Annotated in this window: 11 protein-coding genes; 7 read left to right on the forward strand and 4 right to left on the reverse strand. The window is 55.1% G+C overall.

The window, feature by feature from the left end:
* Window positions 1-148 precede the first annotated feature (148 nt).
* From ACIRQ6_RS00005 to ACIRQ6_RS00030, 6 genes are all read left to right on the forward strand, one after another.
* Window positions 149-730: a helix-turn-helix domain-containing protein gene (locus tag ACIRQ6_RS00005; protein WP_420862081.1), complete on the forward strand. Its 582-nt coding sequence runs from the start codon at window positions 149-151 to the stop codon at window positions 728-730.
* A complete protein-coding gene (locus ACIRQ6_RS00010) occupies window positions 730-1,353 on the forward strand; it encodes a LysE family translocator (RefSeq protein WP_420862082.1) in 624 nt (207 codons plus the stop codon). The genes ACIRQ6_RS00005 and ACIRQ6_RS00010 overlap by 1 nt, the downstream gene beginning before the upstream one ends.
* Window positions 1,354-1,417: 64 nt before the next feature.
* Window positions 1,418-3,865, forward strand: a complete 2,448-nt coding sequence (locus ACIRQ6_RS00015; RefSeq protein ID WP_420862083.1) for a GcvT family protein — start codon at window positions 1,418-1,420, stop codon at window positions 3,863-3,865.
* 64 nt (window positions 3,866-3,929) lie between these two features.
* Window positions 3,930-4,808 carry a homocysteine S-methyltransferase family protein gene (locus tag ACIRQ6_RS00020; RefSeq protein WP_420862084.1) on the forward strand — a complete coding sequence of 293 codons (879 nt, stop codon included), beginning with the start codon at window positions 3,930-3,932 and terminating at the stop codon, window positions 4,806-4,808.
* The gene (locus ACIRQ6_RS00025; protein WP_420862085.1) at window positions 4,808-7,255 is read left to right on the forward strand and encodes a GcvT family protein; all 2,448 of its coding nucleotides are present in this window, start codon (window positions 4,808-4,810) and stop codon (window positions 7,253-7,255) included. Before ACIRQ6_RS00020 ends, ACIRQ6_RS00025 begins: the two co-directional genes overlap by 1 nt.
* Before the next feature lie 23 nt (window positions 7,256-7,278).
* A complete protein-coding gene (locus tag ACIRQ6_RS00030; protein ID WP_420862086.1) occupies window positions 7,279-7,926 on the forward strand; it encodes an RluA family pseudouridine synthase in 648 nt (215 codons plus the stop codon).
* A 55-nt stretch (window positions 7,927-7,981) separates the two neighbouring features.
* Here the strand turns inward: ACIRQ6_RS00030 and ACIRQ6_RS00035 are convergent, their stop codons facing one another.
* On the reverse strand, window positions 7,982-9,412 hold the full coding sequence (locus ACIRQ6_RS00035; protein WP_420862087.1) for an aldehyde dehydrogenase family protein: 1,431 nt from the start codon (window positions 9,410-9,412) through the stop codon (window positions 7,982-7,984).
* Window positions 9,413-9,519: 107 nt separating this feature from the next.
* Between ACIRQ6_RS00035 and ACIRQ6_RS00040 the strand changes: the two genes are divergently transcribed.
* Window positions 9,520-10,173, forward strand: a complete 654-nt coding sequence (locus ACIRQ6_RS00040; RefSeq protein ID WP_420862088.1) for a peroxiredoxin — start codon at window positions 9,520-9,522, stop codon at window positions 10,171-10,173.
* A gap of 64 nt (window positions 10,174-10,237) precedes the next feature.
* On the opposite strand, the gene aqpZ is transcribed toward ACIRQ6_RS00040, so the two are convergent.
* The 3 genes from aqpZ to ACIRQ6_RS00055 form a co-directional block, all read right to left on the reverse strand.
* A complete protein-coding gene (aqpZ, locus tag ACIRQ6_RS00045; protein ID WP_420862089.1) occupies window positions 10,238-10,918 on the reverse strand; it encodes an aquaporin Z in 681 nt (226 codons plus the stop codon).
* Between the two features lie 159 nt (window positions 10,919-11,077).
* Complete coding sequence (gene yghX / locus ACIRQ6_RS00050; RefSeq protein ID WP_420862090.1) at window positions 11,078-11,965, reverse strand: YghX family hydrolase; 888 nt, start codon at window positions 11,963-11,965, stop codon at window positions 11,078-11,080.
* Window positions 11,966-12,062: 97 nt separating this feature from the next.
* On the reverse strand, window positions 12,063-12,413 hold the full coding sequence (locus ACIRQ6_RS00055; protein WP_420862091.1) for a RidA family protein: 351 nt from the start codon (window positions 12,411-12,413) through the stop codon (window positions 12,063-12,065).
* Between the last annotated feature and the right edge of the window lie 32 nt (window positions 12,414-12,445).

Genomic DNA, 12,445 nt, shown 5'->3' on the forward strand with positions numbered 1-12,445 from the left:
CATAATGGGTCCCTGTCCCCCAAAACACACCAGACCCGTTCATTAGCCCCTCTGCCACCGTGCAGGGGGGCTTAATTCTGTTAAAATGAAAAAATCCTTTGATTTTTCATCTGCTGACTGAATAAATGAAAATCAAGTTTGATTTTTCATGAAGGCGGCCAAGGTGATTCACGACACCGTACAGACGACACTGGGCGCAGACTTACGGGCATTGCGCAAAACGCGAGGTTTGACCCTTGCTGATCTTGCGGCACAGCTGGGACGGTCTGTTGGCTGGATGTCTCAGGTCGAGCGTAATAAATCCGAACCCGCCTTGGACGATTTACGCCAATTGGCCAAGGTGCTGGACGTTTCGGTTTCCAGCCTTTTCCGCTCGAATGCGACTGATGCCTCTGAAGTGGGGGTTGTGGTCCGCGCTGGGGCGCGTCGTCCCATCGGGTCACGCGAAGCGGGGTTGGTCGAAGAACTTTTGTCCCCGGACCTTACCGACGACTTTGAAATGGTGCATTCGACCTTTGAAGCAGGTGCATCGATGGACAAAACAGTCATGCGCCCCACCCAAGAAGCGGCCTATATCGTCTCGGGCCGGATGGACATTTGGGTGGCGGGCAAATCTTTTGACGTCAGCGCAGGGGATAGTTTTCGCATCAGGGGAGAGCCGTATCGGTGGTCCAATCCTCATTCTGAACCTTGCATCGCGATCTGGGTCATCGCCCCACCGGTGTACTAATGTCGTTTGAGGCCTGGCTGATCTTTGCATTGTTTTGGATCGTCTTTGTGACGACGCCGGGACCGAATGCGGTCAATTGCATCCAGCAAGGCCTTTCGGTGGGCTTTCGAAAATCCTTGTTGTGTGTTGCGGCAATCCTGACGCAGGCCAGCGCCTTTCTGATTTTGTCGGCCTTCGGGGTGACCGCTTTGATCCTTGCGTCGCCTAAGGCGTTTTTTGTTTTGCAAATAGTCGGGGCCCTGTTTCTGATCGTGCTTGGAATACGCGGATGGATGAGCGCCAAAACAGCAGTGGCCGTGGAGGATCGCGGCGGGCGTTCGATCTATTTTCAGGCGCTCAGTATTGCCACACTCAATGCAAAATCAGTGGCCGGATATCTGGCGGCTTTTTCGCAATTTGTCGAACCGCAGACACCTGTTTGGGACCAAATGGCGGTTATTATGCCCACTGCGCTATCGCTCACCGCGCTGAGCTACATCAGCTACTGTGCCATTGGCGCGGGCCTTGGCAAGCTGGCTATCGGCGCAGTTCTCAATACCTGGTTTCGGCGGACCATGGCGCTCTGCTTTGTTATTTATGGTGCGCTTTTGGGCGGCGCAGTTTTACAGGGGAAGCTCAGATGAGACGCCCCTTTTCGCAACACATGTCTAATGGGCCACGGGCCAACGCATAATAGGGAGACACAGAATGTCAGATTTTCCAACAACCGCACGGGTTGTCATTATTGGGGGCGGCGCCGTAGGCACGTCCGCTTTGTATCATTTGGCCAAAGAGGGCTGGGATGATTGCGTCCTTTTGGAAAAGAACGAACTGACGGCAGGATCGACGTGGCACGCGGCGGGCAATTGCCCGAACTTTTCCAGCTCTTGGGCGGTGATGAACATGCAGCGCTATGGCTTGGAAATGTACCGGACCTTGGCGGATGATGTTGATTACCCAATGAACTATCACGTGACTGGTGCGTTGCGGTTGGCCCATTCTAAAGAGCGGATGCAAGAATTCGAGCGCGTTGCAGGCATGGGCCGTTATCAGGGGTTGGAACTGAACCTGTGCACCCCTGACGAGCTAAAAGAACTGAACCCGTTTATGGAAACCCATGATCTGGCGGGTGGACTTTGGGATCCTTTGGATGGCGACATTGATCCTGCTCAATTGACCCAAGCTATGGCCAAAGGCGCCCGCGACGCCGGTGGCCGGATCGAACGTTTTTGTCCAGTTATCGGAATCGATCGTGATGGGGATGAATGGATTGTTAAAACCGAGAAAGGCGATATTCGGGCGCAATACGTGGCCAACTGTGCAGGTTATTATGCCCAACGTGTAGGCGAGATGTTCAAGCCGTTTGGCGGCCGCACTGTGCCGATGGTGGTCATGTCGCACCAATATTTCCTGACCGAGCCGATCGCCGAATTGGAAGCGTGGACCAAGGAAAAAGGGCATAAAATGCCGATGATCCGCGACGTGGATGTCTCTTACTATTTGCGCCAAGACAAAAACGGCCTGAACCTTGGCCCTTACGAGCGCAATTGTAAGGCCCATTGGATCACACCAGAAGATCCGATGCCCGAGGATTTCAGTTTCCAGCTTTACCCAGATGATCTGGATCGCTTGGAATATTATATCGAAGACGCGATGGAGCGGGTCCCTGTTTTGGGTACGGCTGGCGTCGGGCGCAATATCAACGGCCCAATTCCCTATGCGCCGGATGGCTTGCCCATGATCGGTCCAATGCCCGGTGTGAAGAATGCCTTTGAGGCGCACAGCTTTACCTTTGGAATCGCCCAAGGTGGCGGTGCTGGTAAAGTGCTGGCGGAATGGATCATGCACGGCGAAACCGAATGGGATATGTGGGCCACGGACCCGCGCCGTTATACCGACTACACCGATCATGATCACTGTTTGGCCAAAGCCTTGGAGACCTATGGTCACGAATATGCCATGCATTTCCCGCATCACGAATGGCCTGCAGGTCGCGACAAAAAGCTGTCGCCAGTGGATACCAAAATCCGTGAAATGGGGGCTCAGATGGGGTCCTACAATGGATGGGAGCGCGCCAATTGGTTTGCAAAAGCGGGCGATGATACCTCTGAGGAAAGCACACAAACTTGGGAACGTGACGGCCCATGGGAAGTGCGGATCAAAGAAGAGGTTGAAGCCGTCCGTGATGGCGTTGGTGTTCTGGATTTGCCGGGCTTTTCGCGCTTTTCTTTGTCGGGCGAGGGGGCTGCAGAATACCTGCGGGGCTTGATCGCTGGGGCGCTGCCGAAACCGGGTCGTATGAACTTGGCCTATTTTGCTGATAGCCGTGGCCGGATTCTGACCGAAATGTCTGTGATGCGTGATGGCGGGGACGAATTTACCCTAATCACGGCGGCATCGGCGCAATGGCACGACTGGGACATTCTTTACATGAACTTGCCAAAGGGGCTGACCCTGACGGATCTGACGACCAAAGTGTCCACACTGATTGTCACAGGACCCAAGGCGCGTGATTTGTTTACGACTATCGGTACTGATGCGGACCTGAGCAACACTTGGCTTTCAGTACAAATGACCAAGGTGGCTGGCGTCGATGTGCGTCTGGCGCGGGTATCGTTTGCCGGTGAGCTGGGTTGGGAAATCCATGCCCCTAATGAAGACATTCCAGCGCTTTATGACGCTGTCTTGGGGGCGGGCGCCACACCGTTCGGCATGTACGCCTTAAACTCGATGCGGTTGGAAAAAGGCTACCGCGCGTGGAAAGGTGATCTGTCGACGGATTACACCCTGTTGGAAGGTGGGTTAGAGCGCTTTATCCGCTTTGACAAACCGCAGGATTTCCCGGGCAAAGCGGCATTGCTTTCTGAAAAGCAGCAAGGCGCCAAGAAGGGCTTTGTCACCATGACCCTTGGGGATCACGATTGTGATGCGCCCTATATGTCGACCATTTGGAATGGTGATGCTGTGGTGGGGGAAGTGACCTCGTCTGGTCGCGGGTACCGCTCGGGTAAAACCATTGCGTTGGGTATGGTCACAGCAGATCTGGCCGCTGAAGGCACCGAGCTGGAGGTCGAGATCTTTGGCACCCGTGTCAAGGCCATGGTTCAGCCGGACCAACCGATCTGGGATCCTGAAAACGCGCGTATCCGCGCCTAAATTCATACTGCTGCAGGGGGTCTGATATCAGGCCTGCTGCGGCTCGATTCATGGAAAAGAGTACGTGATGATTACCCTATTGGATGGTGGCATGGGTCAGGAACTGGTGGCGCGCGCAGGGCGTGCCACGGGTCTTTGGTCGACGCAGGCCTTGCTGGACAACCCACAACTGGTGCGCGATGTGCACGATGATTACTTTGCGGCGGGTGCCGAGGTCGCGACTACGGACAGCTACAGTGTTTTGCCAGATCGGCTGGAACCTGTGGGCCTTTTGGATAAGTTGCCGCAATTAATGGCACTATCGTGTGAAATTGCAGTGACCGCCCGCGACGCAAATGGGTTCGGCACTGTTGCGGGATCCTTGGGACCTATCGGGTTTTCCTATCAGCCAGACAAAGCCCCACCCCCGGACGAAGCGGCGGAAATCTATGGTCAAATGGCGCAGTTGCAGGCGCCGTTTGTGGACTGCCATATCTTGGAAACCATGTCCTCTGTAGATCAGGCCAAAGGTGGCCTGATGGGGGCTGGCGTCACTGGCAAACCTATTTGGCTGGCCCTCAGTGTTGATGATCAGGATGGTACGAAATTGCGCTCGGGCGAGCCTATTGGTGACATCGCCCCGCTGTTGGAACAGTACTCACCTCAGGTGGTTTTGCTGAATTGTTCTGTGCCAGAAGCGATTGATGCAGGTCTGCCGTCGTTGGCGCGTCTTGGTGTGCCTTTTGGAGCCTACGCCAACGGATTTACGGGCATCGCGAAGGATTTTAACAAAGTAGGCGCCACCGTGGATCTGTTGGAAAGCCGCATGGATCTTGGTCCTAAACCCTATGCTGATTTTGCAGCGGGTTGGGTTGAATTGGGGGCCACATATATCGGCGGATGCTGCGAAGTGGGACCGGCCCACATCGCCGAACTTCACACTCGTTTCAAAGGAGCTGCATAATGGCTGATATTCCGAACAAAGCCCGGGTTGTTATCATTGGCGGCGGCGTGATTGGCTGTTCAACCGCGTATCATTTGGCCAAGCAGGGCTGGACGGACATTGTTCTGCTCGAGCGCAAGCAACTGACATCTGGCACCACATGGCATGCGGCTGGCTTGATTGCGCAGCTGCGCGCGACGGCGAATATGACGAAATTGGCCAAGTATTCTCAGGAACTTTACGGGGACCTTGAGGCAGAAACTGGGGTTGCGACTGGGTTCAAACGCTGTGGATCGATCACTGTAGCCCTGACAGACGAGCGCAAGGAAGAGATCTATCGCCAAGCGGCCATGGCCCGCGCCTTTGGCGTTGAGGCAGAGGAAATTGATCCGTCCGAGGTCAAACAGCGTTACGAGCATCTGAACATCGACGGCGTCGTGGGCGGTGTATATCTGCCTTTGGACGGGCAGGGTGATCCGGCCAATATCGCACTAGCTTTGGCCAAAGGCGCGCGCCTGAAGGGTGCCAAAGTGATTGAGCGGACCAAAGCGGTCAGCGTTGCCCGTGAGGGCCGCCGGATTACGGCAGTGAACTGGGAAAATGAGGCTGGTGAAAGCGGCACCATTGAAACCGATCACGTGGTCAATTGTGGGGGCATGTGGGGCCGTGAGGTCGGTAAAATGCTGAACACCAACGTCCCACTGCAAGCCTGCGAACACTTCTACATTGTGACCGAAGCTATTCAGGGACTGACGCAACAACCGGTTTTGCGTGTCCCTGATGAATGCGCCTATTACAAAGAGGACGCAGGCAAAATGCTGCTGGGCGCGTTCGAGCCTGTGTCAAAGGTTTGGGCGCTGGACGGTATCCCCAAGGATTTCGAGTTCGACCAACTTCCCGAAGATTTCGATCATTTTGAACCGATCCTCGAGGCCGCTTGTGAACGTATGCCGATGCTGGCCGAGGCTGGTATTCACACGTTCTTTAATGGCCCCGAAAGCTTTACCCCCGATGACGCCTACCACCTTGGCCTTGCGCCTGAGATGGACAATGTATGGGTCGCGGCTGGTTTTAATTCCATCGGGATCCAGTCTGCTGGTGGTGCAGGTCATGCGCTTGCTGCTTGGATGGATACTGGCGAAAAGCCTTTTGATCTGGGTGACGTCGACATCAGCCGGATGCAGCCGTTCCAAGGCAACAAAACCTATCTGGCGGAACGCTCGACCGAAACTTTGGGCCTGCTTTACGCCGATCACTTTCCGTTCCTCCAAAAGAAAACAGCACGCGGTATCCGTCGGACGCCGTTCCATCATCACATGCTGGAACATGGCGGTGTGATGGGCGAAATCGCAGGTTGGGAACGGGCCAACTGGTTCGCCAATGAGGGCCAAGAGGCAAAATATGACTACACATGGAAGCGTCAAAGCTTTTTCGGCAACGTCGCGGCTGAACACAATGCTGTGCGGACCAACGTTGGCATGTACGACATGTCCTCGTTTGGCAAAATCCGCGTCGAAGGGCGCGATGCCGAGGCGTTCTTGAACTATGTCGGTGGCGGTGATTACTCCTGCCCTGTGGGCAAGATCGTCTACACGCAGTTTTTGAACCATTCGGGCGGGATCGAGTCGGACGTTACCGTTACGCGTTTGTCTGAAACGGCGTATTTGGTTGTGACACCTGCCGCGACACGCCTTGCGGATCAGACATGGATGATGCGCCATGTCGGGGATTTCAACGTGGTGATCACAGACGTCACTGCGGGCGAGGCTGTGCTGGCTGTGATGGGGCCAAATTCCCGCGAATTGCTGCAAAAGGTATCTCCAGCGGATTTCAGCAATGAGGTTAACCCCTTTGGCACGGCCCAAGAGATCGAGCTGGGCATGGGCATGGCCCGTGTGCACCGTGTGACATATGTGGGCGAGCTTGGCTGGGAGGTCTACGTCAGCTCGGACATGGCAGGCCATGTCTTCGAGACGCTGCATGCGGCGGGTCAGGACATGGACCTGAAACTGTGCGGGATGCATATGATGGATACCCTGCGCATGGAAAAAGGCTATCGCCACTTTGGCCACGATATCACCGCTGAGGATCACGTGATGGAGGCCGGTCTGGGCTTTGCTGTGAAAAAAGATAAGTCAGACTTTATGGGACGCGAGGCTGTGCTGAAGAAGGCCGAAACCGGGCTAGAGAACCGCCTTGTGCAATTCAAGCTGACCGATCCTGAACCGCTGCTTTACCATAACGAGCCAATTGTGCGGGATGGTGAAATCGTAGGCTATCTGTCTTCGGGTGGCTATGGCCACCACGTGGGTGCGGCTGTGGGCATGGGATACGTGCCGTGCAAAGGCGAGAAAATTGCTGACATGCTGGCCTCGACCTATGAGATCGACGTGATGGGCACGCGCGTCCGCGCCGAGGCCTCGACCAAGCCCATTTATGATCCAAAATCAGAACGGGTTAAGGTCTGATCCAAGCTATGTTAGGCGGGGGCATGTTTAGCGACTATGCCCCCCCGATGGACCCTTTGGAGGTCCTGTATGAGGATCACGAGATCATCATCGTAAACAAACCCGCAGGGCTATTGTCCGTGCCGGGGAAGGGAGACCATCTGGCCGACTGTTTAATCAGTCGTGTGCAGGATGCTTTTCCCACGGCCTTATTGGTGCATCGTTTGGATCGCGATACCAGTGGTGTTATGGTCTTTGCGGCAACGCCCCATGCGCAGCGTCACCTCAGCCTGCAATTCGAACAGCGCCGCACGAAAAAGACCTACGTGGCCCGTGTTTGGGGGCAAATGGCCGAGAAAACTGGCACTGTGGATTTACCGTTGATTGTCGATTGGCCAAACCGGCCGCTGCAAATGGTGTGTCACGAAACTGGGAAACCCGCACATACAGATTGGCGCGTGGTGCGCAGCACGGCCGAGGAAACGCGCGTGCGTTTGATGCCTAAGACAGGCCGCTCGCATCAGTTGAGGGTGCATATGTTGGCGCTGGGCCATCCGATTTTGGGAGATCCGTTTTATGCCACTGGTGCTGCCTTGGATCATCCGCGCCTCATGCTGCATTCCGAGACGTTGCAGCTTCAGCATCCAGACGGCGGCAAGGGGCTGCGTTTTACGGCCAAACCCCAGTTCTAACAGCAAAAAAGGCCCCCGAAACCGGAAGCCTTTTTTGTTGATTTGAGACGGCTGACTACGCTTTGGTCCAACCGCTGACGGCTTTGACTTCGAGAAATTCCTCTAAGCCATAAAGGCCACCCTCGCGGCCATTGCCGGACTGTTTGTAGCCCCCAAAAGGGGAGCCTTGGGCAAAACCCTGACCGTTGGTCTCGACCATCCCCGAACGCAACTGACGCGCCACGCGGCGGCGTTTCTCGTCGTCAGGGGTTTGGATGTAGTTTGTCAGGCCATAGGGCGTGTCGTTGGCGATCTCGATGGCTTCTTCTTCGGTGTCGAAAGGAATAACTGCCAAAACCGGGCCAAAGATTTCAGTCCGTGCGATTTCCATTTGGTTGTTTACATCGGCAAAGACCGTTGGTTTGACATAGTAACCACGGTTCAGCCCATCAGGACGGCCTGTGCCACCAGCGACCAGTTTGGCGCCTTCATCGATGCCAACTTGAATCAACCCTTGGATTTTGTCGAACTGCGCTTCCGAGACAACTGGACCGATATGCTTACCCTCATCGGATGCCGGGCCCACGTGGGTGTCTTTGGCGCGTTGTGCGACGACTTCGACGGCTTGGTCATAGATCGAACGTTCTACCAACAGACGGGTTGGTGCGTTGCACGACTGGCCCGTATTGCGGAAGCAACGGTCGGCGGAATAGGTCATTGCCTTTTCGCCCGCATCAGCAAACAGGATGTTCGCGCCTTTGCCACCCAATTCAAGGCTAACACGCTTAAGCGTATCTGCAGCAGCTTTCGAGATCAGGATGCCTGCGCGGCTTGATCCGGTAAAGCTGACCATATCCACGTCTGGATGCACAGACAGCTGGGAACCTACGCCCACACCGTCACCATTCACCATGTTGAACACACCAGCGGGAAAGCCTGCCTCATGCATGAATTCTGCAAACAGCAGGCCCGACAATGGCGCGATTTCGGATGGTTTCAGCACAACCGTACAGCCTGTGGCGATCGCAGGGACCGCTTTGAGAACGATTTGGTTCATCGGCCAGTTCCATGGCGTGATCAACGCGCAGACGCCAATGGGCTCCAACAGGGTTTTTTCGGTGGCGGTGTAATCGCGGTCAAACTCGAACCCCTCGAATGCTTTGATAAAGCCCTCAAGATGCCAACTGCCTGCGCCAGTTTGGTTGGCGCGGGACATATCAATCGGCGCGCCCATTTCCATGGACATGGCTTGGGCCATTTCCTCGGCACGGGATTTGTAGACCTCCAGCAGCTTTTTCAGCAGGGCAAGTCGATCAGCCTTGGATGTCTGTGACCAGCTTGGAAAGGCTGCTTTGGCTGCAGCGACAGCGGCGTCGGTATCTGCCTGACCGCCTAAGGAAATCGTCGCACAGACCTCTTCGTCCGATGGGTTGATGACGTCAAAAGTGTTGGCAACCGCTGGATCGACCCAAGCGCCATTGATGTAGAATTGAGTGTTTTTGGCCATGGCGCGAAACTCCGGTAGGCTAGGTTGGTAAATTCGTTGAACTCCCTATATAGGGATTCCACGGGGGACACATGCCCTTTTGAGACATTCATAATCGGAGACAAGACATGGGATTGCGCATTAACGACACTGTTCCAAATTTTTCGGCAGAAACCGACCACGGTCCGATTCAGTTTCACGACTGGTTAGATGGGAAATGGGCGATCATGTTCTCACACCCGAAAGACTTTACGCCAGTTTGTACCACTGAATTCGGGGCAGTTGCCCAGCTTAGCGACGAATGGGCCAAGCGCGACACCAAAGTGATCGGTGTCTCGGTCGACGGCGTAGAAGATCACAAAAAGTGGAAGGGTGATATCGAAACTGTTGCAGGCACATCTGCTGGCTTCCCGATCATTGCGGATGAAGGTTTGGCCGTGTCCAAGGCGTTCGATATGTTGCCGTCCGAGGCCTATATGCCCGATGGCCGCACGCCCAATGACAGCGCGACAGTCCGTTCAGTTTTCATCATCGGACCGGACAAACAGCTGAAACTGTCCATGACGTATCCAATGAATGTTGGTCGTAACTTTGCTGAAGTTCTGCGCGCCTTAGACGGTTTGCAAACAGCCAGTGCCAATGGTGTGGCAACCCCAGCAAATTGGGAAGTCGGTCAGGATGTTATCATCCCCGCAACTGTGTCGAACGAGGATGCAGCGGCCAAGTTCGGGGAATTTGAAACAGTTCTGCCGTATCTGCGTAAAGCAAAACTACCCTCCTAAACGCGGACCAAAACAGCAAAAGGCCCCGCACTTGTCGGGGCCTTTTTCGTTGTGAGGTTAGGGTTTATTCAGCGTCCAGCAGCCCTGTGCGGAACAAGATGCCTGCAGCAACCGCCCCGATGATTGGTGCGACGATGAAAAGCCACAGTTGCGCAATCGCAGTGCCACCTGCGAACAGGGCTGGCCCAATCGAGCGTGCTGGGTTTACCGAGACGCCTGTTACATTGATGCCGACCAAGTGGATCACTACCAGTGTCAGACCGATGGCCAGACCAGCCATGGCAGATGGTGCGCCAGCGCCTGTGGCACCAAGGATCACAACCATAAAGAGGAAGGTCGCTACGACTTCAAAGATGAATGCACCAGCCACATTATATTCGCCCAGATAGCCTGCGCCCCAGCCGTTTTGGCCCAAACCGTTTTCAGCGACCGAATAATCGGCCTTGCCGGTTGCGATCATCATCAAGACCAATGCAGCGGCAATGGCCCCTGCGATTTGGGCGATCATATAAGGGATAGCCTCGGCAATTGTCATGCGACCCGCAGCAACAGCGCCCAAGGATACGGCGGGGTTAATGTGACAACCTGATACACTGCCGATCCCGTAGGCCATGCCAATTAAGGCCAGACCAAAGGCAAAACTGATGCCGGTGAGGCCAATATCGCCGCCTGCTATCACAGCCGAGCCGCAGCCCAGCAAAACCAAAGTAAATGTTCCGATAAATTCTGCTAAAGGTTTTTTCATGTTGTTTGTCCCTGTTTGGCGTACAGCCGTAAATCGTTAACGCGGCCTTCATTCAGCAAACAGGGAGGTGTTTTAAGGGGAAGAATTGCGATTTGCGCTCAGCGGCTTTGGGTCAGAACGCAAAAAACCCCCGCATTTCGACGCGGGGGATGAGGTGGGTTAGACCAGATGCTGGGCGAAATGGGCGAGTGTCCGATCCCAAGCAAGCGAAGCTGCGGCCTCATCAAAGCGGGGCGTGGTGTCGTTGTGAAAGCCGTGATTGGCCCCGGCATAAATATGCGCTTCAAAGTCTTTGTTGTTGGCTTTGAGTGCTGCCTCATAGTCCGGCCAGCCTGCATTGACTCTTTCGTCCAGCTCGCCGTAGTGCAGCAACAACGGTGCCTCAATTGAAGGGACATCCTCGGCACTGGCTTGGCGGCCATAAAACGGTACAGACGCACCCATATTCGGGTAGGCCACGGCCAAAGCATTGCAAACGCCCCCGCCATAGCAGAACCCGACAGCACCGACTTTGCCTGTTGACCCTTCGTGACCCACCAGAAATTCAAACGCCGCAAAGAAATCTTCCATCAATTTGACGCGGTCCAGCTGCTTTTGCATCGCGCGGCCTTCTTCGTCGGTGCCTGGATAGCCGCCCAATGGGGTCAGTCCGTCGGGACCAAAGGCCAAATACCCCGCCTTGGCCGTGCGGCGCACAACGTCTTCGATATAGGGGTTCAGCCCGCGGTTCTCGTGGATCACCAAAACGGCCGGAAGTTTGCCAGTAGCACCGGCGGGTTTCGCCATAAGGCCCTTCATCGCGCCATGACCATTGGGGCTGTTGTATTCGGCAACCATGGTTTCGATGGATGGATCATCCGCGGGCACCTGCTGGGCCAGAGCATAATTTGGTTGCAGGCTTTCCAAGATCGCAGCGGCTGTGACACCTGCTGCCACATATTTCGTGGCATTCGACAGAAACTCGCGCTTGGTCATCTGACCGTGCACATATCCGTCATAGAGTTCCAGCAGGCGTGGATCAAAATCAGAGGCTTTTTTACGTTGCATCGGTCTTCCTTTTGCTTTGGGCGGTAAGGGATGACCTGTTGGCTACACGCTAAAGTTTAGCGCCCATCTTTTGCCATGCAACGTGAAATTTTAGGCACTAGGCCACGGCAGCTATGACGCAAATTTCGACTTCGATTGCTGCGCGGGCCATGTGGGCCTGAACACAGGCGCGCACGGGCTTTTCGTGATCTGCGACCCAAGCATTCCAAATCTCGTTCATGGCGGCAAAATTCGCCATGTCCTTAATAAAGATCGTCACTGATAGGATGTGATCGCGGCTGCTGCCTGCCTCGGCCAAAAGGGCTTCGACCTTGTCCAGACAATCTTGCGTTTGACCCTGAATGTCAGCCTCGACATCATTGGCGACTTGGCCGGATAGGTAGACAGTGCCGTTGTGAATAACGATCTTGCTGGCGCGGGCCGAAGGGTGGTGGCGTTCGATGGACATGGAGGTTCCTTTGCTGGTCTTCGCTTACTTAC

Source organism: Algirhabdus cladophorae, from assembly GCF_044772865.1.
In the GTDB taxonomy this organism is placed as follows: Bacteria; Pseudomonadota; Alphaproteobacteria; order Rhodobacterales; family Rhodobacteraceae; genus Algirhabdus; species Algirhabdus cladophorae.

Coding starts and splice junctions, on each gene's coding strand:
- ACIRQ6_RS00005 (WP_420862081.1), top strand. CDS start 149: ATGAAGGCGGCCAAGGTGATTCACGACACCGTACAGACGACACTGGGC.
- ACIRQ6_RS00025 (WP_420862085.1), top strand. CDS start 4,808: ATGGCTGATATTCCGAACAAAGCCCGGGTTGTTATCATTGGCGGCGGC.
- aqpZ (WP_420862089.1), bottom strand. CDS start 10,918: ATGAAAAAACCTTTAGCAGAATTTATCGGAACATTTACTTTGGTTTTG.
- ACIRQ6_RS00035 (WP_420862087.1), bottom strand. CDS start 9,412: ATGGCCAAAAACACTCAATTCTACATCAATGGCGCTTGGGTCGATCCA.
- ACIRQ6_RS00010 (WP_420862082.1), top strand. CDS start 730: ATGTCGTTTGAGGCCTGGCTGATCTTTGCATTGTTTTGGATCGTCTTT.
- ACIRQ6_RS00055 (WP_420862091.1), bottom strand. CDS start 12,413: ATGTCCATCGAACGCCACCACCCTTCGGCCCGCGCCAGCAAGATCGTT.
- ACIRQ6_RS00030 (WP_420862086.1), top strand. CDS start 7,279: ATGTTTAGCGACTATGCCCCCCCGATGGACCCTTTGGAGGTCCTGTAT.
- ACIRQ6_RS00040 (WP_420862088.1), top strand. CDS start 9,520: ATGGGATTGCGCATTAACGACACTGTTCCAAATTTTTCGGCAGAAACC.
- yghX (WP_420862090.1), bottom strand. CDS start 11,965: ATGCAACGTAAAAAAGCCTCTGATTTTGATCCACGCCTGCTGGAACTC.
- ACIRQ6_RS00015 (WP_420862083.1), top strand. CDS start 1,418: ATGTCAGATTTTCCAACAACCGCACGGGTTGTCATTATTGGGGGCGGC.